The sequence below is a fragment of the Clostridium pabulibutyricum genome (assembly GCF_058242705.1).
In genome coordinates this window covers 1-22675 of record NZ_JBZAYZ010000005.1, presented here as the reverse complement: position 1 = coordinate 22675, position 22675 = coordinate 1, and the positions used below count along the sequence as shown (strand labels likewise).

Annotated in this window: 23 protein-coding genes and 1 tRNA gene; 2 read left to right on the top strand and 22 right to left on the bottom strand. The window is 35.1% G+C overall.

The features are described 5' to 3' along the window. Positions 1–2 precede the first annotated feature (2 nt). From AC4CVH_RS07410 to AC4CVH_RS07310, 21 genes are all read right to left on the bottom strand, one after another. Complete coding sequence (locus tag AC4CVH_RS07410; protein WP_490787118.1) at positions 3–707, bottom strand: TIGR03936 family radical SAM-associated protein; 705 nt, start codon at positions 705–707, stop codon at positions 3–5. Then, the gene (locus AC4CVH_RS07405) at positions 679–2535 is read right to left on the bottom strand and encodes a TIGR03960 family B12-binding radical SAM protein (protein ID WP_490787117.1); all 1857 of its coding nucleotides are present in this window, start codon (positions 2533–2535) and stop codon (positions 679–681) included. The genes AC4CVH_RS07410 and AC4CVH_RS07405 overlap by 29 nt, the downstream gene beginning before the upstream one ends. 72 nt (positions 2536–2607) lie before the next feature. Continuing rightward, complete coding sequence (locus AC4CVH_RS07400) at positions 2608–3453, bottom strand: M50 family metallopeptidase (RefSeq protein ID WP_490787116.1); 846 nt, start codon at positions 3451–3453, stop codon at positions 2608–2610. Between the two features lie 18 nt (positions 3454–3471). Beyond that, the gene (locus AC4CVH_RS07395) at positions 3472–3834 is read right to left on the bottom strand and encodes an endopeptidase (protein ID WP_490787115.1); all 363 of its coding nucleotides are present in this window, start codon (positions 3832–3834) and stop codon (positions 3472–3474) included. 125 nt (positions 3835–3959) lie between these two features. Then, positions 3960–4343, bottom strand: a complete 384-nt coding sequence (gene mgsA / locus AC4CVH_RS07390; RefSeq protein ID WP_490787114.1) for a methylglyoxal synthase — start codon at positions 4341–4343, stop codon at positions 3960–3962. A gap of 24 nt (positions 4344–4367) precedes the next feature. Next, positions 4368–5489 carry a rod shape-determining protein RodA gene (gene rodA, locus AC4CVH_RS07385; RefSeq protein ID WP_490787113.1) on the bottom strand — a complete coding sequence of 374 codons (1122 nt, stop codon included), beginning with the start codon at positions 5487–5489 and terminating at the stop codon, positions 4368–4370. Positions 5490–5569: 80 nt separating this feature from the next. Next, on the bottom strand, positions 5570–5833 hold the full coding sequence (gene minE, locus AC4CVH_RS07380; protein WP_490787112.1) for a cell division topological specificity factor MinE: 264 nt from the start codon (positions 5831–5833) through the stop codon (positions 5570–5572). An 11-nt stretch (positions 5834–5844) separates the two neighbouring features. Beyond that, positions 5845–6642 (bottom strand): septum site-determining protein MinD, encoded by a 798-nt coding sequence (gene minD, locus AC4CVH_RS07375; RefSeq protein WP_490787111.1) that lies wholly within the window; start codon positions 6640–6642, stop codon positions 5845–5847. Between the two features lie 13 nt (positions 6643–6655). Further along, a complete protein-coding gene (gene minC, locus AC4CVH_RS07370) occupies positions 6656–7285 on the bottom strand; it encodes a septum site-determining protein MinC (protein WP_490787110.1) in 630 nt (209 codons plus the stop codon). Positions 7286–7430: 145 nt separating this feature from the next. After that, entirely contained in the window at positions 7431–10076 is a 2646-nt protein-coding gene (locus tag AC4CVH_RS07365; RefSeq protein ID WP_490787109.1) for a penicillin-binding transpeptidase domain-containing protein, read from the bottom strand. A gap of 15 nt (positions 10077–10091) precedes the next feature. Continuing rightward, entirely contained in the window at positions 10092–10583 is a 492-nt protein-coding gene (gene mreD / locus AC4CVH_RS07360; RefSeq protein WP_490787108.1) for a rod shape-determining protein MreD, read from the bottom strand. Positions 10584–10594: 11 nt separating this feature from the next. Continuing rightward, positions 10595–11455: a rod shape-determining protein MreC gene (mreC, locus tag AC4CVH_RS07355; protein WP_490787107.1), complete on the bottom strand. Its 861-nt coding sequence runs from the start codon at positions 11453–11455 to the stop codon at positions 10595–10597. A gap of 12 nt (positions 11456–11467) precedes the next feature. After that, positions 11468–12478 carry a rod shape-determining protein gene (locus AC4CVH_RS07350; RefSeq protein ID WP_490787106.1) on the bottom strand — a complete coding sequence of 337 codons (1011 nt, stop codon included), beginning with the start codon at positions 12476–12478 and terminating at the stop codon, positions 11468–11470. Positions 12479–12498: 20 nt separating this feature from the next. Continuing rightward, positions 12499–13176, bottom strand: coding sequence for a RadC family protein (gene radC, locus AC4CVH_RS07345; protein WP_490787105.1), 678 nt, complete (start codon positions 13174–13176; stop codon positions 12499–12501). A 9-nt stretch (positions 13177–13185) separates the two neighbouring features. Beyond that, positions 13186–13779: a Maf-like protein gene (locus AC4CVH_RS07340; RefSeq protein ID WP_490787104.1), complete on the bottom strand. Its 594-nt coding sequence runs from the start codon at positions 13777–13779 to the stop codon at positions 13186–13188. Positions 13780–13790: 11 nt separating this feature from the next. Continuing rightward, on the bottom strand, positions 13791–14051 hold the full coding sequence (locus AC4CVH_RS07335; RefSeq protein ID WP_490787103.1) for a DUF4321 domain-containing protein: 261 nt from the start codon (positions 14049–14051) through the stop codon (positions 13791–13793). Between the two features lie 157 nt (positions 14052–14208). Then, on the bottom strand, positions 14209–14937 hold the full coding sequence (locus tag AC4CVH_RS07330; RefSeq protein ID WP_490787102.1) for a hypothetical protein: 729 nt from the start codon (positions 14935–14937) through the stop codon (positions 14209–14211). 113 nt (positions 14938–15050) lie between these two features. Next, the gene (gene thrB / locus AC4CVH_RS07325; RefSeq protein ID WP_490787101.1) at positions 15051–15950 is read right to left on the bottom strand and encodes a homoserine kinase; all 900 of its coding nucleotides are present in this window, start codon (positions 15948–15950) and stop codon (positions 15051–15053) included. Between the two features lie 41 nt (positions 15951–15991). Beyond that, the gene (locus AC4CVH_RS07320; protein WP_490787100.1) at positions 15992–17239 is read right to left on the bottom strand and encodes a homoserine dehydrogenase; all 1248 of its coding nucleotides are present in this window, start codon (positions 17237–17239) and stop codon (positions 15992–15994) included. Between the two features lie 61 nt (positions 17240–17300). After that, entirely contained in the window at positions 17301–17738 is a 438-nt protein-coding gene (locus AC4CVH_RS07315; protein WP_490787099.1) for an ACT domain-containing protein, read from the bottom strand. 278 nt (positions 17739–18016) lie between these two features. Beyond that, positions 18017–19867, bottom strand: a complete 1851-nt coding sequence (locus AC4CVH_RS07310) for an APC family permease (RefSeq protein ID WP_490787098.1) — start codon at positions 19865–19867, stop codon at positions 18017–18019. Between the two features lie 306 nt (positions 19868–20173). Between AC4CVH_RS07310 and AC4CVH_RS07305 the strand changes: the two genes are divergently transcribed. Both AC4CVH_RS07305 and AC4CVH_RS07300 read left to right on the top strand, forming a co-directional pair. Continuing rightward, entirely contained in the window at positions 20174–21562 is a 1389-nt protein-coding gene (locus AC4CVH_RS07305; protein WP_490787097.1) for a sigma-54 interaction domain-containing protein, read from the top strand. A 76-nt stretch (positions 21563–21638) separates the two neighbouring features. Beyond that, a tRNA-Leu gene (locus AC4CVH_RS07300) sits at positions 21639–21723 on the top strand. A gap of 105 nt (positions 21724–21828) precedes the next feature. On the opposite strand, the gene AC4CVH_RS07295 is transcribed toward AC4CVH_RS07300, so the two are convergent. Continuing rightward, entirely contained in the window at positions 21829–22371 is a 543-nt protein-coding gene (locus tag AC4CVH_RS07295) for a superoxide dismutase family protein (RefSeq protein WP_490787096.1), read from the bottom strand. Positions 22372–22675: the final 304 nt, after the last annotated feature.

Sequence of the window (22675 nt, the reverse complement as noted above, 5' to 3'; positions counted from 1 at the left end):
AGTTAAACGAGCTCTAAAAGGGGAAGTATCTTGTCTTCCACCTTTCCATACATTTCCTCCCTCATTATATCCACAAACGCATCCATATCTGCATTTTTTGTACCTTTTCGTATGAAATCCACAAGAAGCCTGGCTGAAAGATTTTCACTGCTGCCACAGCTAATCACTGTATTTATCAAAAGTACATTTTCATCTATTTTATAAGAAATATTATTTATAAATTTTTTAATATCTATCTCATTCTCTTTTTTCTTGCTTTTTCTTATGGCAGGCCATTCATCCATTTTTTCTAGATTTTCGATATCTTCACAAAGCAGGGATGTATCTTTATATTTTATTTTTATCCTGTATCTTGCTGCTTTAATTTCCGCCATTGATTTGTATATCTTTGTGTTCGGAATATCTTCTATCTTTTTTACTGCAAGTATTCTGACACCTGATGGGGCATTTGAGTTAAACTCATTTTTTATATCTTCCAAAGGAACTTCCTCCTCAAAGGAAATGTCCATATACTCGCCGCAGGAATACACCCCAACTGAAAGCGGCTGTGCAATCGACATGTTTATGTGTGGATTGAATCCATTTGAATACTGGACGGGAAGGCCGGATCTTCTTGCAGTTCTTTGAATAGTTCTCATAAGATCAAGATGCCCTATGAATTTTATACTGCTTTCCTTGCTAAACTTGACTAAATACCGCACCATCAAAACACTTCCCTTCAAGATTTACATTCGCCCCGCACATCTTACATCCACGCCTGCAGTCTGTAGTAACTTTTCCCTGTTTGGCCTTTTCATTTTCACTTTCGAGAAACTCCTTGTCAACTCCTACATCTATAAAATCCCATGGAAAAAGTTCATCGTAGTTTCTACTTCGTGCCGTGTAAAAATCACCGTCTACACCACATTTTTCTAAAGATTTCATCCAGAGGTCAAAATCGAAATACTCCGACCACCCATCGAACTTTGCACCACTTTTAAAAGCATCAACAAGTACATCGCAAAGTCTTCTATCACCCCTTGCAAAAACTGCTTCAAGATAACTTACCGGACTTTCATGCCAGCTGTATTTTATCTGTTTTCTCTTTATTGTACTTCTAACTGCATTTATTTCCTGCCTTACATCTGCAATTGAAATCTGAGGTGACCACTGAAACGGCGTAAATGGTTTTGGAACAAATATGGATGTACTTACAGTAACCTTAAGTCCCTTCTTCCTTCTTTCACGCGGAACACAGTAATATTCATCCACAACTTTTTCAGCAAGCTTTCCAATACTTCGCACATCATCCATAGTTTCATAGGGAAGTCCTATCATGAAATAAAGCTTTATTGTGGACCATCCGGATTCAAAAGCACTCCTAACAGAAGTCATGAGATTTTCTTCCGTAACGCCTTTGTTTATGACATCTCGCATTCTCTGACTTCCTGCCTCGGGTGCAAAAGTAAGCCCAGTCTTTCTAACCTTCTGTATCTCGTTTATAAGTTCCACCGAAAACGAGTCTATCCTGAGAGATGGCAGCGAAAGTCCTATCTTCTGATCCTTGTATTTTTCTATAAAATCATACACAAGATTCTTCAAATCGGAATAATCGCATATACTCAGGGAAGTAAGTGAAACCTCGGCATACCCTGTGTTTTTTATGAGTTTGTCTGCCTGCTCAAGAAGAAGTTCCCGGCTCTTCTCCCTAACCGGTCTGTATATTATACCAGCCTGGCAGAACCTGCATCCCCTCGTACATCCCCTGAACGTTTCAAGCATTATTCTATCGTGCACTATATCCGTGTATGGAACAACAAGTTTATCAGGATATACAGCCGAATCCAATTTTGGAAGTATTCTTTTTTTTACTACCGCTGGAACATCATCATACAATGGCACAAAGCTTTTCAAAGTTCCATCTTCATTGTAATCCGTCCTGTAAAGCGATGGAACATATATTCCACCTATGTGGGACGCCTCTCTCAAAAACTCTCTTTTTTTCCCTTTTCCCTTATACTTTTTATAAAGATCCATAAGTTCCTGAAGTTGTTCTTCACCTTCTCCAAGTGCAAACAAATCTGCTATATCATACATTGGTTCGGGATTATACGCACATGGCCCTCCACATATCACAACAGGATCATTTTCGCCTCTTTCGGAAGCCCTTACTGGAAGTCCTGAAAGATCCAGCATATTAAGCACATTACTGTAACTCATTTCATACTGAAGTGTAAATCCTATAAAATCAAAATCAATGATGGGATCTTTTGTTTCAAGTGCATACAACAAAATATCATTTTCCCTCATGAGTTTTTCAAGATCCGGCCATGGAGCAAATACCCTCTCGCAGTAAGTATCCTGCCTCATGTTAAGCACATAATAGAGTATTTTCATCCCAAGATGCGACATTCCAACTTCATAGACGTCAGGAAAACAAAATGCAAATCTTATATCTATATTTTCTTTGTCTTTGACAAAAGAATTAAATTCTCCTCCAATGTATCGGGCGGGTTTTTCTACTTTAAACAATATGTCATCAGAAATTCTGTTCATCAAACTCCTCCTCTTAAGTACATTTTTCTATTCTAACACACCAGCAATTTTTTTTAAACCGTGCTGTCCGCTCTATCTATTAACTTTCAAAAATTCCTCAAAGGTCATGTTTCCATAGTTTTTCAATGCCTCTACTATCTCCTCTTCATAAACAATTCCCATAACTTTCATTTCATCATCAAGCACGTTGAATATATTGTATTTGTTTTTGTCCAGCATGGACATTCCCATTATAAGTTCTCTTTTAAAATGTATGGAAAGCACTCTGTTTTCCATATATCCTCTTTTTATAAATTTATACTTTTTCTTTATAATATCACTCATAATTATATATGAAGTCCTTTCATTTTCCTTTAGGGAAGATATAACTATAAACAATCCTATAATACCAATATTTAATATCCCTCTTCCCTTTAAAAATCCTATTAAATAAACAAGCATTAGTATAATTCCTATAATAATGCTCGCTATAATCGTTATTTTGTTGGCCTTTCTGTACGTGGTTTTAAAACACAATAAATCTCTTAAAATTCTCCCTCCATCCAGCGGAAATGCAGGTATTAAATTAAATATCCCAATCGCCAGATTTGTATATGCAAGTACAAGTAAAAAATACATTCCAGTTTTTGAATATACAAAATAAAGTATAAAATAAAGTAGTACATTCGACAATGGTGCAGAAGAAGATATTATAATATCCTCCCTGGTCGATGCTTCATCAAGATTTTTTAATTTTATCACAGTTCCAAGTGATATGAATTCTATATCAAATCCAGAAAACTTATAATACCTGGCAGCCAGATAATGTGTCAATTCATGTAAAAATACTATTATAAAGGTATAAATAATTTGGCCTCTATAACCTATGATAGTGAGAAGTATTATATATGGAATAAAATACCTGCTTATTTTTATCACAAGATTTTTACCTACCAGTCACTGCTGTATATTTATATCGAGTCTGTTTATTATATTTTTCCCCTGCGTTTTCAATTTCTCAAGGTCAATATTTTTTAAATATCCCATTACTGTTTTATAATCATAGGTCTTGTCAACTACTTCTCTAGCATAACTGTATGCAGTTTGGGTCTGGGGGGTTCGTATGATTTTGCATGAAAATACAAAAATCGTGAGTACAAGAACTCCTGCAAGATCTCTTATAACACGTTTTACAATCCAATTTGTCATGTGTTTTGTACGTTTTAAGTCTATAGGTCCATTGTTGTATTTTGGAGAATACTTTACCTTCTTTTTAAGACCATTGTAATAATCTTCATATTGCGAATTATAGCAGCCCAAAATTATCACCCTTCTAATATCATTTTCATAAACTATATATATTTTAACCGACAATAATTTATGACATTAAAAGATAGAGGCAGCTGAAGGAGCTTGTCCTTTAACTGCCTCTATTTATTTTGCTGTCAATCTTCCATATCGGAATGCATTCCAACAACTTTTGCAAATATTTCAGCACTTGCTAGATTCGTTGCAAGTGGAACACTGTGCACATCACATATCCTAAGCAGTGCTGACACATCTGGTTCATGCGGCTGTGCCGTCAAAGGATCTCTTAAGAAGAATACAAGATCAATTTTTCCCTCTGCAACCTTGCTTCCTATTTCCTGATCTCCTCCAAGTGGTCCCGAAAGAAATCTTTGGATCTTAAGTCCCGATGCCTCCGTTATAAGCTTTCCAGTAGTTCCTGTTGCAAATAAATCATGTCCCTCAAAAAAACTTTTGTACCTTTTTACGAAGTCGACCATATCGTCCTTTTTCTTGTCATGTGCTATAAATGCTATCCTCATAATAATCATTCCCCCTTTTACTTATTAAAAATTAATCTTTTTTCTTCTCATGCCAATATTTAAAATCAAGGCAATATTTATAAATGCAGTTACCATTGAACTTCCACCATAACTCATGAAAGGAAGGGTAATACCTGTTATAGGAAGGAGTCCTATAGTCATTCCTATATTCTGAAGTATAGAAAACAACATCGTAGATGCAACTCCGGCACATACAACTGAACCGAATATATCTTTTGACTCCTTTGATATACTTATTATCCTGTAAAGTACTATTCCATAAAACAATACTAGAATTCCAGCTCCTAAAAATCCCCATTCTTCTCCAACAACTGAAAATATAAAGTCAGTCGATGCAAAAGGTACATATCCTCCTGAAATCTGTGTTCCATGCAGGAATCCCTTTCCAAATATTCCACCTGAACCTATTCCTATCTGAGACTGCCTCAGCTGAAGTGCATAGGACATTTCATATTTTACAGGATCAAAAAGAGAAATTATTCTCATCTTCTGGTAATATTCTATTAATGAAAGTTTCCATGCCAGAGCTCCTGCCCCAATCACACCTGCAATTCCAACAAATATAATCTTATAATCCAAACCTGATATAAAATATATTCCTAAAACAGTAAAAAAACATACCATTGTCATTCCAAGATCCGGCTGTCTGACTATCAAAAGCATTGGAATAAGTGCATATATTGTAAGTTTACATAAATTCTTTATGTTATTTATGTTGCCTTCCATATCACTAATTTCCTTTGCAAGCATGAGAATTATTCCCACTTTTGCAATTTCTGAGGGTTGAAATGAAATAGGACCCAGTTTTATCCATGAAGCTGCACCATTTACCGTGGACTTTATTCCCGGAATACAGTTTAATACAAGTAAAAATACTCCAAACCAATAAATTATATGTGCATAATTTTCTATTATAGAATAATCTACAAGAAGTACAAAATATGCCAGTATAATACCTCCTACAATCCATACAATCTGAGTTCTCATCGTAGAAAATCCAGCAGTCATTCGTGTAGCACTATATATATTCAAAATACCAAATATAGAAATTACAAGTACTGTTATCATAACTGTAAAATCAAGTTCTCTAAGCAACCTTCTATCAATAGTAAACTTTTCAAGCATTCTAATCAAACCTCCAATACAACTATATACGATTATAACATATACACTTAAAAAAGCTATGCATAAATAAATACACATAGCTATTTTTTATGTTTCACACTTTTTATAGGTATACTGGCAATCAATGCCGGAGAAGTTTCCTTCTCATCAGCAGGTGTCATTTTTACATCTATATCTCCAAAATCAACGTCCATATACTTTGAAAGTACCTTTAAAATATCTTCCTTTATATCTTCAAGAAGATCAGGAGACATACTGGATCTATCATGTATAAGTATAAGTCTAAGTCTTTCCTTGGCAACCTTTTTAGAGGAACGCTTTGAAAAGATGTTGAATAAATCCATTATATTCCCTCCTATTTAATACCAAATAATTTTTTAATTGATGAAAAAAATCCCTGCTGGTCACAATCAAGATCCATAAACGGTATATCTTTTCCCGTAATTCTTTCAGATATATTCCTAAAGGCTTTTCCTGCGGTAGATTTTTCATCTAAAACTACAGGCTCTCCATTGTTTGTAGATACAGTTATTTCCCTGTCATCTGGAACAACACCTATAAGTTCTATGGCAAGACTGTCAAGTATATCATTTACATCCAGCATTTGCCCATCCTTTGTCATCTTGTAGTCTATTCTGTTTACTACAAGCTGATGATTTTCAAGTCCCTTTGAATCAAGTTTTCCGATAACTCTGTCCGAATCCCTTACAGACGTTACCTCAGGATTAACTACAACAAGAGCCCTGTCAGCTCCAACTATTGCATTTTCAAATCCCTGTTCTATACCTGCTGGACAATCGATTATAACATAATCAAATTCTTTTTTCAGTTCAGATACAAGATCATTCATCTCTTCGGTTTTTATATCTTCCTTGTCCCTTGTCTGTGCTGTTGGAAGAAGATATAAATTTGAAAATCTCTTGTCTCTTATAAGAGCCTGTTTAAGCTTGCATTTTCCTTCTATAACGTCTATAAGTGTAAAAACAATTCTATTTTCAAGTCCCATCAGAACATCTAAATTTCTAAGTCCTGTATCTCCATCAACGACTACTACACTTTTCCCAAGGGAGGCCAGTCCCGTACCAATATTTGCTGTGGTTGTTGTTTTTCCAACTCCCCCTTTGCCTGATGTTACTACAATTGCTTCTCCCATAAAAAAACCTCCATCATATAAATTTATTGGGTAGATACGGCTCGACGATTATTGTATTACCTTTGACACGTGCAACTTCGGGATACAGCGGCTTAACATTGTCCTCCGGTGCTCTCGTAACTACATTTGCAATTTGAAGTATCTCCGGTTCAAGAAAAAATGCTGCAACAATAGCTTTGGGATTTCCACTAAATCCCGCATGTGCATATCCTCTAAGTGCACCGAACACAATTATATTTCCACCGGCATATACCTCAGAGCCGGCATTCACATCACCAATTACAACTATATTGCCCGAATAATTTACAACTTGTCCACTTCTAACTGTTCTTCTCAAAAATTTGGTTCTTCCTTCATAAATTCCAGAGAAAACCTTTATGGATTTTTCCTTTATATCCTCAAACACACAATCTTTTATTAAAAACTCATCAAATAATACATCTTTTAGCTTCCTATATTGTTTTTCATTTATTTCCTTCAAATCGGTTATTATCTTCAACGTACACCCTTTATAAAAGGTTCTGCCTGTTGAAAGCCTATCATTTAGAGCCTCTACCATTTCATCGAAATCCTTGAACTTGTTGATATTTATGATTATATTTATTCCATCCCTGTTTCCCTTTACAATTATACCATTATCCATACAGCCAGACCTCCAAAACGTACCACCACATATAATATTTCAACACAATTATAATAAATCCTTCTAAATATTCAAGTTTTATTCTTAATTAAATAAAATTTGCGAGTAGAAACATCTAAACGCAAATTTATAAACATTGCCTGTCCTAATTTCCAGAAGAAGTACTTGAAGTAGTCTTGTCAAGTCCAAAATAAGAAGAATATATATCTTTTGCAACCTGTGCGGAACCTGCTCCCATACCACCGTCAAACACAACCACATATACTGCTATCTTTGGATCATCAAGAGGTGCATATCCAACATATACCGCATAGTCCGTTCTTCCTATATATTCCATGTGTTCCTGGCTTCCAACACTTGCAGTACCAGTTTTTCCAGCTGTTTTTATAGGAAAATTTGAAAAAGTAGTTGCTGCTGTTCCTTTTTCATTAACGGCCTCCATTCCTGCCTTGACAGCCTGGATGTTAGCCTGGCTTACTCCTGTTTTTTGAAGTACCTCGGGCTTTACGTTCTTTATAACCTTACCGTTTGAATCAAGTATTTTGTCAAGCAGGTGGACTTTGTACCTTGTTCCACCATTTGCAATCGTAGCTATGTAATTTGCCATCTGAACAGGAGTAAACTGATCGATACCCTGCCCTATCGAAGCATCCTCTATATTTGCAGGAACACTGAGCTGGGAGTTCGCATCTGATACTGTTATATAGTACATTATATCAAGAAGGTTGTTCATTTGCTTGTCTGTTATGTTTTTCTTGTTGTTTAAATCTTGCTCTGTCAGTTCAGTGAATAGTTCCTTGTATTTTGTCCTGTCAAAAGATTTATCTCCATTTTTTATCGAATTTTTTATAAGTGTCTTTATATCTGATTTTATTTGTGCAACCTTTTTTGAGTCCGCGGTATTGTCATTTAAATTAAGTGTCACAACCTTGTTTCCCCTGTCATCCTGTCCGCTTCTCAGAACCGACATGACTTTCCAGAGATAGGTATTTGCAAAAGTATTTTTATTTGATACAGTATTGTACACCTGACCGAATTTTTCAGGTATCTCTATTCCTGTAGTCGGAGTAATACTACTGTTTGGATCCGAACCAAGTCCAAATTTCCATGCATACTTTGCAAGAGTATCATCACCAAACATATCTCTTATTCTCTTACCCACTGTCATAAAATAAGGATTACTTGATTTTTCTATGGCACGTGCAAGATCAACAACGCCATTTGAGCCATCCAACAAAAAATGTACAATATTGCCGCCGCCTTTGTCGAATATACCTTCGTCGTCCACACTGAAATCAGGAGTTATTGCACCTGACTCAAGGCCTGCAATTGCAGTCATCGGTTTGAAAGTCGAGCCTGGTGGTATAAGAGACTGTGTAGCATAATTGTAAAACGGCTTTGGATATATGTCATAGGAATCCTGCCTTATTGTGGTATTCCCCTTTATGCTTTTGTCTACAGGGAAAAGCTCATCCAGTGACACGCCAAGGCTTCTCTTTGATATATACTGCTCTCCAAACTTCTCAAGGTCGGGACTGAAATACTCGTTGTATTGCTCCGATGTAAGTTTTCCAGGAGTTGAAAACAGATTTGGATCATATCCCGGCTTGCTTACAAGTGCAATTACAGCACCGGTTTTTACATCTATTGCCACAGCTGCACCTCTCGTTGCATTTGTAGTATCGGACCTCTCATAACCATAAGGATTAGACTGCAGCTCCTTCATTCTTGCATCTAGTGATTTCTCCGCAGCCTGCTGCACTTTCTCGTCTATTGTGAGTTGTATTGTATCCCCCGGTGTGCTCTTCTTGGTTCCAAGCTCTTCAAGCACTTTTCCATTGTTGTTCAGCTTTACAACCCTTCCACCCTTGCTTCCTCTAAGTTCGCTTTCAAATGCAGCCTCGATTCCTGCCTGCCCTACATAATCCGTATTTGTATTATATCCCTTTGCCTTGTATTTTGCGGAATCCGTACTGCTGATTTTTGATATGTATCCCAGAATTGCCGACGCAAAATCCTTGTTTGGATAATATCTTATGGGTTCCGTTTGAACATCCACTCCGGGAAGATCATTCAGTTTTTGTGAAAATTTAAGTGCAGTTTCTTTCTTTATGTTGCTGGCTATTATTACAGGATCATATCCTGTATAACTGTGCATTTTCATAGTGTCTTTGACTATCATAAATTTTCTCTGTTCTTCCAGTGGATAACTGCTACTTATTCCGTATTCTTTAAGAAGAAGCTTATATGTATCCTCTGCAGAAATTTTCAGAAGCTCCTTGTTTACCTTAACTTTAAGCTCATCATCTGATATGTCTTTATTATTTGCCTTTATCTTGTTTTCTATATCTTCATTTAATCCTCTGTCTCTTTTAAACTTTATCTCCAGATTCTGCCTCGTCTTTGCATCGTCACTCATGAATTCAAATCTGAACGGATTGATTTTGAGTTCAAAATCATCCTGCTGACTTTCATTGTTTTCATCTAAAATTTTAAATACTTTTGCCATTGTCTCGAAAAAATGATTGTTGTTCTCGTCAGTTTCATTGTAAACAAGATTATAACTCTGCTTGCTTGTAGCAAGTATATTTCCATTTTTATCTAAAATATCACCTCTTGGAGCTGAAGCTGCAACCTGTCTTATAGATTTGTTTGCAGCTATATCCTTATATTCCTTTCCATTTATTACCTGAAGTGTGAAAAGTTGTCCCCCTATTATACCAAGTATAACCACAAAAACTATCACAAATACGGTATACCTGCTAAGACCTTTTTTCTTTTTGAGTTTCATACAATCACCCGTCTCCTAAAATTTCCATTCAGTTTTCATATAATTTATTTTGCACAGCCTGTATACAGCATTATACATGAATATGCATAATATCATATTATATATTCCGGTAAACAGCATATTCATAACACTCACATGAATTCCGGCAATCAAAAGTATCAGAAATATAATCATTCCTTTTGCAACTGACAAAAAAAAGCACGACACAACAGGGATAAATTTCTTTTCCTTGAATATGCTGTTTCCTATAAAGACTGCAAACATGGATACTATCATGTTTACAAAAGTATTTACCCAAAATCCGTCTATGAAATATATATCCTGAAGCATTCCTGTAAAAATTCCGAGCCACAGTACCTCATATTTTCCACTTACAATGGAATAAGAAACCATAAAAACAAACAGAAGACTCGGGCATATTGTTTTTATATTTAAAAACGGCACGAAGGCATTGTCCAATATAAACAATACTATGGATATTAAAATCAGCATCAATATTTTCTTCATAAAACATCACCTTAATATTTTATATCTATTTGATCTTTCGGAACTGCAATCAATACTTCTTCTATTCTGTCAAAATTAACATAAGGTTTTATAACAGCTTCTTTCATTACACTTCCCTTATCCAAACTCACACTTATAACTTTTCCAATTCTTATTCCCTTTGGATAGGCATTATCAATTCCTGAAGTCAAAATCGTATCACCTTTTTTAATTTTTGATTTCACCGGAAGATAATATATCTTTGCAAGAAAGCTATTTGAATTGTTTTTATATCCTTTAACCATTCCTTCTTCTGAAACTTCATCATTACTTTTCGTTCCCTGAATTTCTCCTCCGACTGCCATATTTTCATTTACAAGTGACTGTATTATTGACCAGCTTTTCTCAACATGAATCACCTGACCAACAAGTCCATCTGAATTAAGAGCAACCATATTCTTCTTTATACCATCATTGCTTCCTCTGTTTAAAACAAACTGTTGAAAGGTTTCATTTCCGCTTTTACCTATTATGTCACATCCTATATAGTTGTATTCCGACCTGTTCTTTTTAAAGTTCATTTCTTTTCTGAGGTTAGCATTTTCTTCCTTCAGTGAATCATATTCCACAAGTTTATTTTCAAGATCATTGTTCTTTTTAGTTAATGTCTCATTTTCCGTCTTAACTTCAGAAAAATTGATTATGAAACTGAAAAATTGCTTTATACCATTGTTGAATTTATAAATTCCACCCTGAACTGAATTAAATGTAGCACCAATACCATTTCTCATAAAAAATACATTATTGCCTTTTATGCTGAATGATATGAGAATTAAAAATGTAACTGACAGTACTGTTATAGTAACCGCCAGTTTATTTCTAAAAAATTTCATGATAAAACCGCCCTATTTTCTACTAGACACTATTTTATCTATAGTATCTAGTGCCTTTCCTGCTCCAAGTGCCACACAATCCAATGGTGTTTCTGCCATATGAACAGGTATGTGAGTCTCCAGATTAACGAGTTGATCAAGACCTCTCAGCATTGCGCCACCTCCTGCAAGCATAATTCCTTTGTCCATTATATCAGATGCAAGTTCAGGTGGAGTTTTCTCAAGTGTGGTTTTTATAGAATCTATTATTGCTGCCACCGGTTCCTTAAGTGCACCCCTCACTTCTTCTTCGGTTATTGTTATAACCTTTGGAAGTCCTGTGACAAGATCTCTTCCTCTTATTTCAATTGATTCATTTTCACCTGTATCATAAGCCGATCCAAGTTCTATCTTTACATTTTCAGCAGTTCTTTCACCAATCATCAAGCTGTATTCCTTTTTAATATAATTGACTATGGCCTCATCAAGCTCATCTCCTGCTATTCTAAGAGACTTGCTTGTAACTATTCCACCAAGTGATATTATAGCAACTTCCGTTGTTCCACCACCTATATCCACAATCATGCTTCCTGTAGGTTCATTTACAGGAAGTCCTGCTCCAATTGCTGCTGCCATTGGCTCTTCCATAAGAAGTACATCTCTTGCTCCTGCATGTTTTGTAGCTTCTTCTATAGCTCTTTTTTCAACTTCAGTAACTCCTGAAGGAAAGCACACGAAAATTCTAGGACTTGTGAATGCTGATTTTGGACTTACCTTGTCAATAAACTTTCTAAGCATTGTCTGTGTTACGTCAAAATCTGCGATAACTCCATCCTTGAGAGGTCTAATTGCAACAATATTTCCAGGCGTCCTCCCTATCATTTCTTTTGCTTCGTTTCCAACCGCCATTACCTTTTTTGCCTCATTGTTTATGGCAACCACCGAAGGTTCCCTAAGTACTATTCCCTTACCTTTTACATATATCAACGTATTGGCTGTACCCAAATCTATTCCCATATCTCTCGAAATTCCAAAAAAGCCCATTTATATTTCTCCTTTCAAATTCACAATATTCCTTTTTCTTTTAAACTTATATATTTTCCATTCCCTATTATCAAATGATCAAGCAAATCTATTCCTAAAATTTCTCCACATTTGCTTAGCCTGTACGTCACCTTTATATCCTCCTCACTAGGAGAAGGATCACCCGACGGGTGGTTGTGGCATATTATTATTGAAGCACTGCTTTTTTTAATGGCATCACTGAATACCTCTCTTGGATGGACTATTGATGAATTCAAACTTCCAACAAAAACCGTCTTTACATTTATAACTATATTTTTGGTATTCAACATTACAACTACAAGATTTTCCTGATTAAGTGACTGCATCTCTCCCATTACAAGAGATGCTGCATCCTTTGAATTTGATATTTTGTAGTTGTCTCCATCCTTAAAAGAATTTAATCTTTTTGAGAGTTCTATTACAGCCAATAGTTTCGAAGCCTTAGCATTGCCTATTCCTTTAATGTCAACAAAATCTTCAAGTGAAGATTTCATAATCCCGCTCAATCCGCCTTTTTTATGTATAATTCTGCTGCTCAATGACATTATATTCTCATTCTTACTTCCACAACCCAGAAGCACAGCCAAAAGTTCAACATTCGACAACATCTCAGGTCCGTATCTTAAAAGTCTTTCCCTAGGTCTTTCATTTTCAGGCAAATCTTTGATTTTCAACATATCACTACATCAAACTCCTTGATATACTAGATTTACCCCCATTCCAACCAACATTTCATAAACTTTATTTAAAGGAAATCCTACCACATTATAATAGCATCCATGGATTTGAGATACAAATACCCCTCCATAACCCTGAATACCATAAGCACCTGCCTTATCCACATATTCACCTTTTTCAAGATATCTTTCTATCTGATCATCAGACAGATTGGAAAATTCAACAGTTGTCTTTACAAAATCTTTCCTGGTAGTTCCATGTTCTTTATCAATAACTGCTATCCCAGAATACACCTCGTGTTCATTTGAACTCAGGCATTTTAACATGTGATAAGCTTCATACTTGTCTTTTGGCTTTCCAAATATACTTCCGTTAAAATATACAACAGTATCACACCCTATTACAATCAGTTGTTTTTCGTCAAGCTTTGAACAGGCACTTTCCGCCTTTCCAAAAGCAAGATCCATAACATACTCGCTGCAATCACCATTAAATGTAACACTGTTTTCAGGAAAACCACCAACAAACACATCAAAGTCATCTACAAGTCTGCCTAAAAGCTGTTTCCTCCTTATAGACGAGGAAGCTAATACAATTTTCATTTAATCACTTCCTAATATTTCCTATATAGTATTATAGCCACAACTACACCTATTATAGTCATTATGTTTACGCTCAACTTTATTCCTAAAGTTATTGTCATAATTCTAAAGCTCAAAACACATGGTGAATTTGTACCTATCTCATACGCATTTTTTAAAAATTTCAGTGCATCAAAGCTGTTTCCGAGAGTATCCCCAATCAGACTACCCGCTATGGCGCCCAAAAATATCAGGAACCATAAAAAAATTAAATTTTTACCCGTCCCCTTCACTTAAATCCCCCTAATTAACAATATGTCTAATATAGTTTATCATTTAATATAACCATAAACAAGTACATATACTATTGTTTAAAAAAATTTTTAAATTGGGCACAAAAATAGCAGGCGCTTAAGATGTAATGTATAACCACCTGCTCCATTATATGCTTTATTTCAACTGTTTCAGTTCTCCATATATATATATATAATTTTCCTGACTTTTGTCTCTGGACAGCTTCTCTTCAAGTCCTGCAGTGTGTTTTTTCAAATCAGAGAGAACTTTGAAATTCTTATCGGTTTTATCAGTTTCCTTTAGAGAAGAACACCACTTTTTCAAATCCAAAGTTTTTATATATTTTACATTTATATCCGAAAATTTATTTAATATTTGAAGATTGGCATTTAAAATTTCAATTATCTCAGTGTTGGAAAGATCACTCTTTTTTATAGAAAAATTCATATTGGAACTGTCTATACTCTTGCTTTTCAATAGTGTCTCAACATTTTTTAAAGCATCCGATCCATATATTCCAAGGAACACTCTAATTTTGCCGTCTTCTTTCACAATAAACGGAGTCCCACAGCTTGAAAGGCTGTCTCTTTCCTTATATGCATTGCCACTGTTTTTATACATTCCTCCCTGAACAGCTGTAAATTTCACTTCACTTCCATCCACCGCCGTCCTGTCACTTTTTCCCTTTGACACGGACTTCACCACGCTTGAAACATTCGTACTCTGATTTTTTCCATAGTTGTTCAAAAACAATTCCGATGCAGCCGTTCCTATCAGAAAAGCTCCTGCCAGTATGAATGCCACCATAAATACAAACGGTCTTTTTTTTGTATCCTTCTTAAGGTCATATCGTGTGTACTTCATTTTTTCACCCCATTTTTCCATTGTTATATATATTCCATATTCTATATATAATTACAGAGGGAAAAAATTATTACTATATATACACAATAAAAAAAACACTATTGAAAAATAAATAATCAACAGCATTTTTTATATCATATTATTTTGGCTCCGGAAAGATCTGGTTCGAGCAAAACCATATTCCACCCATCTCCAAAATTTTTCAGGAACTCTTTCATTGAAACAGCAAAACAATCTTTGTTGTCTTCCTTGACAACCGCCATCAATGTAGAACCTGAACCACTTATAAACTCACCAATTGATCCATATTCCCTGCACTTTTCAAATACAAGATCCGAATTTTTTATCAACTTTTTTCTATAAGGCTCGTGAATCTTATCTTCAAAACATATTCTAAGCTTATCAAGTTCAGAATTTGAAAGAGCATTTACAAGCATTGACGCTCTCGAGACATTGAATACACATTCTTCCTTCTTATATGATTCCGGAAGTACCTTTCTCGAAAGTTCAGTACTAACTTCAAATGGAGGTATAATCGCCGCAAATCTGAGCATACCCGGAAGCTTTACTTTGGAATACTGTATCTTGTTACCGAGTTTTATAGAAATTACCATACCGCCTATAACTGCCGGTACAACATTATCTGGATGCCCTTCTATCTCAGTTGCAAGTTCAATTATATCATTCACAGTCATACAGCCGTTAATTATACAATCGGCAGCCTTTATTCCTCCAACAATACATGAAGAACTACTGCCAAGCCCTCTTGACATAGGTATGTCACATTTTGTAACATCTATCCTAAGTCCAGGTATTTTATATTTTTGTCTATCCATAGTAATTTTTATACTTTTATATATTAAATTGTCATTAAAATCTTCATCAATCCTGATTCCGTTATTGTATATTTCAGTTTCTCCATTTATCTCTTCAACTTCAATTTCATTATAGAGTTTTACTGCCATACCAAGCGTATCAAACCCAGGCCCCATATTTGCCGTAGTTGCAGGCACCCTAATCTTGACTTTAGTCATGCTCAAATCCCCCTTAAAACTTCATCGTAAAGGATACACTTTTACTCCTCCAAAATCAAAAGTTTTTTGACAAATTTCACATATGAATTTTTTTTGACATTTTCTATATATTTGTCGACTTTTTCTTCGTTGTCGGCATTTACAAATGCAACAACTTCATCCCTGTTTTTCGAAGCTGCACTTGAGAGTATATAACTGCTTGTAAAATTTTCACTTATATTTCCAATAACAGATGCCCTGTCATCCGTTGTTATTCTAAGAAGCCACTTTGATGCAGCATTCCACGTTTTATCAACATTAACCATTTCATCATTAAAAATCATATTTTCATCATCATCCTTATGAATAATTATATCTGCTATATCAGAAAAAACTGCACTTGCTGTTGGAAACATTCCTGCTCCCTTTCCCGTGAAAAGCACATCTCCTACAGCATCTCCCTCCACAAGAATTGCATTGTACTCATCCTCTATTCTGCCAAGTACTGAATTTTGCTTGACCATAACAGGCCTTACCGAAGCATATACACCATTTTCAAGATTTTTGCTGATTCCAAGAAGCTTTATGCTGGATCCCTCCATCTTTGCATAATTGAAATCATCCTCGTCTACATCTTCAATTCCCTCTGTATCAATATCTTTCCAGTATATTCTCTTGTTATAGGCAATTGTGGACAGTATTGAAAGCTTTCTTGCTGCATCATACCCTCTCACATCCGATTCAGGATTTGCCTCTGCAAAACCACTGTCCTGCGCAAGTTTAAGTGCTTCATTATAGCTCATATTATCATGATTCATCTTTGAAAGTATGAAATTCGTAGTTCCATTCAGTATAGACATTATGCTTTTTATTTCATTTCCCACAAGACATTCATTCATGGACTTCAGTATAGGTATTCCGCCTCCTACGCTGGCCTCAAAATGTATTGTTACTCCATTTTTGCTTGCAAGTTCCAGAAGTTCCGATCCATGTTCTGCTATCAGATCCTTGTTTGCAGTAACGACATGTTTCTTCATATTAAGTGCTCTTTTTACATATTCATAGGAAGGATTCAATCCGCCCATGGCTTCAACTACAATATCCACCTTTTTTTTGAATATATCTTCTATATTGTCTGTAAGCAGTTCTTTATTTTTCTGATTTGAGTGCTTGCCTATATTCTTTACCAGAATGTTGGATATAACAAGTTCTTCATCCAGTCTCTTTTTGAACTTGTATCTATTTTTCCATATGAGTTCGGCTACCCCATTTCCGACAACTCCATACCCAAGCATAGCTATAACTGCCATTTTTATATGCCCCCTTTATATTTACGAATACACTGTTTTAAAAAATCATACTATAATTCCTCTATTCAACAGCTACAAGTCTCACATCAATAACACTTTCTATGCTCTCTATATCCCTTACAAGCCTATCAGTATCAATTGAAAGTTCCGATGCATCAAAAGTTATTGAAACACTGGCTACATTATTTATTGGTATATCCTGATTTATTGTCAGTATATTGCCATGTTCCTGTGCAATCTTGTCAATTATCTTAGAGAGAGTACCCGTCTTGTGCAAAATCATAAAACCAAGTGTAATCTTGTGACCTGCAGCTCCTTCCGACATGGCAAACACAGAATTCTTGTACTTGTAATAAGTACTTCTGCTTATTCCTATTTCCTTTGCCGCCTCAGATATATCCTTTGCCCTTCCTGTCCTTAGAAACTCTTTTACCTTTATAACTTTCAGGAAAACATCCGGAAGTATCTCTGAATCGATTATTAAAAATTTTTTATTCATAAGTTTCACCTTTTTGTACGTCTTTCGCGTACAAATGTACGCGAGTAAAAATTATATTTTCTATGGTATCACATATTTATTTTAAATTCAAGCAAACTTTCATCAACTTTCCATACTTTTATAACTGTTTGTCAATATAAATATCAATATATAAATACATATTGATATTTAAACGTTTAATAATATTTATTTATCAAATACATAACCTTTACATAAATAAATAAAATAAAAATCATAATTCAGATTGAATTATGATTTTTACTATTATATATGCGATTTTATTTTTCAATTATTATATAAGGTACTGTAACTATAGCTATATTTCTTCTTCTAAGAAGCATCGTCCTTATTATGAGAGAGGTCTGGTTGTGCAAAATATTACCCCACCATTTTGTAACCACGAACTGTGGAAGTACAACCGTTACCGTATCCTTAGGTCCTGCAGAATACTCCTCCGACTCTATAAATCTTAAAAGCGGTCCAACAATACTTCTATAAGGTGACTTCTTGACAACTATAGGTATTCCAACGTCATATTCATCCCACTTTCTAAGCAGTTTTTCTGTAGCCTCATCATCCACGGACACATGAAAAACTATTATGTTATCCGATATTGTTCTTGCATAATTCAATGCTTTTAGAAAAGACTTGTTCAATGTATCTATAGGAACTATGGCATATCTCTTCTGCTCCTCAAAGTTTATCTCCTTCGGTTTTTCATTGAGAGGAAGCTTAAGCTGTCTTGCAACCTCCGAATAATGCCTGTTTATTATAAGCATAAAATATACAATTATAGGTACAACTATAAATACTATCCATGCGCCACTTGTAAATTTGGTTATTCCAAGTACTATTGCAGTAGCCAGCGTTACAAGGGCTCCCATTCCATTTACAAAAGCCTTCCTCAACCATCCTTTTTCTTTGCCTCTTATCCATCTTATAAGCATCCCCGACTGTGAAAGTGTAAAAGAAACAAATACTCCAACTGCATAAAGCGGGATCAGATAGTGGGTTTCACCCTTGAATATAACAACAAGCAATGCAGATATTATTCCAAGTGTAACTATTCCGTTTGAATAGCCAAGCCTTTTACCCCTTTTTGCAAACTGCCTAGGTGCAAATCCGTCTTTTGCTATATATGCCAAAAGCATTGGAAGTCCTGCAAAAGCTGTATTACTGGCCATTATAAGTATAATTGCAGTAGTTGCCTGTATTATATAAAACATTACATTGTTTCCAAACACCTGTGATGCAATTTGCGCAACTACAGTAACATTTGAATTTGGTACTGCATGATACAAGGTTGAGAGATATGAAATTCCCCCAAATATTACAAACATTATAAGAGTAAGAAGTCCAAGTACCATTTTAGCATTCTTCTGAGAAGGTTCTCTAAAATTTGGTATTCCATTACTCACTGCCTCTATTCCAGTAAGTGCAGTACATCCTGATGAAAAAGCTTTAAGAAATAAAAACAGTGTTATATCACCTGTAACCTTTGGTATACTGTACTGCGGTGTAGGAACATACCCCAAAAATTTCACTTTAAAAATTCCCCATATTATCATAAACAAAGTTGCAATAATAAAAATATATGTTGGAACTCCAAACATTTTAGACGATTCTCTAACACCTCTCAAATTTCCAACCGTCATGAAAAATATCAAAAATAATGTTATTGAAACCCTGTGTGGAATAAGCTGAGGCACAGCAGATAAAATAGCAGCAGTTCCTGCTGACGCACTAACTGCCACCGTAAGTATATATCCTATTGTAAGCGATGCTCCTGCAACAAGTCCTGGAAGTGTTCCAAGATTATCCTTTGCAACAATGTAGGATCCTCCACCTCCAGGGTACGCATCTATAGTCTGCCTGTAAGAAAGCGTGACCAGCAGCATCAAAATAACAATACAAAGAGCTGCAAGGAACATATATTTATACGACATAATGCCCAATACAGGTATCAACACCCACAATATTTCCTCACCTGCATACGCTACTGAAGAAATTGCGTCACTTGACAATATAGGCAGTCCCCAAAAAACGTTCAGTTTTTCTGCCTTTAGCTCCTCAGTTTTCAAACTTTTTCCTGTAAGAGCATCCAAAAACCTTCCTAACTTAAAAATCATCTTTCAGCACCTCTAAAAGTAAATTTTCTATTATCAACATGAAATGATTATATATTATTATTCAATATTATCATAAGTTGTCTTTACCCACTCATACTCCATTTAAGTTCAAATTCTTTAATATTTTCAGTATACAGACAGTTTTATTTATTTTTTGATTGTATTCATCCATTTTCTATAAAGTATACATATTATACCACATATCATATGAAATTATAGCACAGCTCATATATCTTTTCTTTAAAAATACATTTCTCAATGTTATACTGATATTAAAATAAATTATATTTTAATGGAGACAATACTATGAACAAATGTAAAAATACAACTTATATGGAAAATTCACATCGTGAATGTCCTTGTAATATAGAATATATTCTGGCATCTCCAGTACTTCACTCAATTCTTGATTCAACCTACGACGGCATGATAATAACCGACAACAACCTGCTTATAAGACTGGTGAACTCATCCGTTTTAAAAATATTTCATACAACAGAAAGCCAGATATACAAAATTCACATGGATGAAATCTGCAGTGAAAACTCCTTTTTTCCTTCAATTAATTCTGGCAAAAAAATTATGGACGCAGATTTTACTTTCCACATAAAAGGCAGAGAAGTACGCTGCGTTGTAAACATAATTCCAATAAAAACAGAAGAACAAACCCTAGGGTTTGTATTTTCATTAAAAAACATGAAAAAATTACATCACATAGTCAACAATGTTATAGGATATAAGGCTTCTTTCACATTCAACGATATCATAACAGGATCACCTGATATGAAAACCATTGTAAATACAGCAAAGAAAATTGCCAAAACAAACTGCTCCATACTGATACAGGGAAAAAGCGGAACCGGCAAGGAGGTATTTGCACAATCAATACACAATTACAGTCAAAGGCACAAAGGACCTTTTGTAGCTGTCAATTGTGCTGCAATACCAAGAGAACTTGTTGAAAGTGAATTATTCGGATATGAAAAGGGTGCATTTACCGGTGCTTCAAAAGGAGGCTATCCCGGAAAATTCGAACTTGCAGACGGCGGAACCATATTTCTTGATGAAATAGGAGAACTTCCACTAAATATTCAATCAAAGTTATTACGATTTTTAGACAATTTTAAAATCATTCGTGTAGGTGCAACTTACGAAAAGGCTGTCAATGTGAGAATAATAGCAGCAACAAACAAAATTCTAGAGCAGGAGGTAAAAAACAAAAATTTCAGATCGGATCTGTACTACAGGCTCAATGTAATGAAACTTCAACTTCCGCCTTTGAATAAGAGAATTGAAGATATAGAACCTCTTGCCAACCATTTTATAAGTAAATTAAACACCCAAAACCCAAATTTTCCAAAATACATTGACTCAGACTACATAAAAAAATTAAAAGCACACAATTTCAGAGGCAATATACGGGAGCTTAGAAATATAGTCGAACGTTCATATTATCTCTGTGAAGATACTATAATAACTGCAAGTTACCTGTATTGTGACAGTACAAATTCAAATTTTGAAAGTCCCAAAAACAGGAATGACATCATACTTCCTCTTGAAAATGTAGAAAAATCATGCATAAAAAATGCTCTTGAATATTTTAACGGCAATGCCTCACTGGCTGCAGACGCACTCAAAATAGGCAAGGCAACAATATACAGGAAAATAAAGAAGTTCAACATAAAATTGCAATAATCTCATAAAAATTAAATTAAACAGTTGACAAAGAAGTCGAATCTGGTTATAATACTACTTGTATCAATTGAGTTTTGCGAGAGTGGCGGAATAGGCAGACGCGCACGTTTGAGGGGCGTGTGAGTAAAATCGTACGGGTTCAAGTCCCGTCTTTCGCACCAGAGATTTAGTTTTGTATGGTTATGATACGGAAATTACAAATTCAAAGATATCACGGCTGATAATATATTATCAGCCGTGTATTTCTTTATATACAAAGTTCCTAATTACATTACTGCTTTAATAACACCGCAGGCTAATCGTCTGCCGGAGTTCCCGGATGGCTGAGTTCTATAATCGTCCGGACTTTCATGTATGATCACAGATTTTCCAATAATCTGATTTACATTAAATTTGTTTGTAAAAAAACTCATCCTGGCATAACCATTATTAGAAAAAAGAACTGGAAAATCTCCTGCATGATTACCATGAGGCTGGTCCGTGGGATTCCAGTGTCCTCCAGCACCACCAAACGGTTCTTTTGGATTTCCAACAGCACACGTGCCGTTCTGATGTATGTGAAATCCATGAGGGCCAATTTGCGGATTTCCATCCATTGCAGGTTTGTACGAAGGCAAACCATTGACTTCCACAGATACCTCAGTTCCTCCAGGTACCTGGGTGAATACAACCGTTCCTCTTATATCAGAATCAAGAGGTCCTCCTGATATATAGGCAATTGCTCTTCTAACAGGCATATCCATTTCAGCATTCCTATATCCATAAAAACTATAACCTAAAAATGGACGCATATATTCATTAAAATACATAATCTCCTCCAAATTAAAAACTTCACTTTATTTTATGTAATAATTCCAAAACAGTTACTTATTGAAAATGTTTGCAAAGTTGTGTCAAGCATTTTTGAAAATGTCCCAAAAAGTTTTAATTATTAGCACCAGTTTTTTGCTGGTGCTTTATTGTTTTGATGCTATTAATTTAAGGTATGGCAAACAAACCTTAGAAACAATTAATTTTTAAAAAATAATTTCGTAAGTTTTTTATGCTATCTTTTCTTTTTGTCTATGAACTTGCTTATTACAGTAACGTTCAAATGAAGCCTGTTTCCATGGA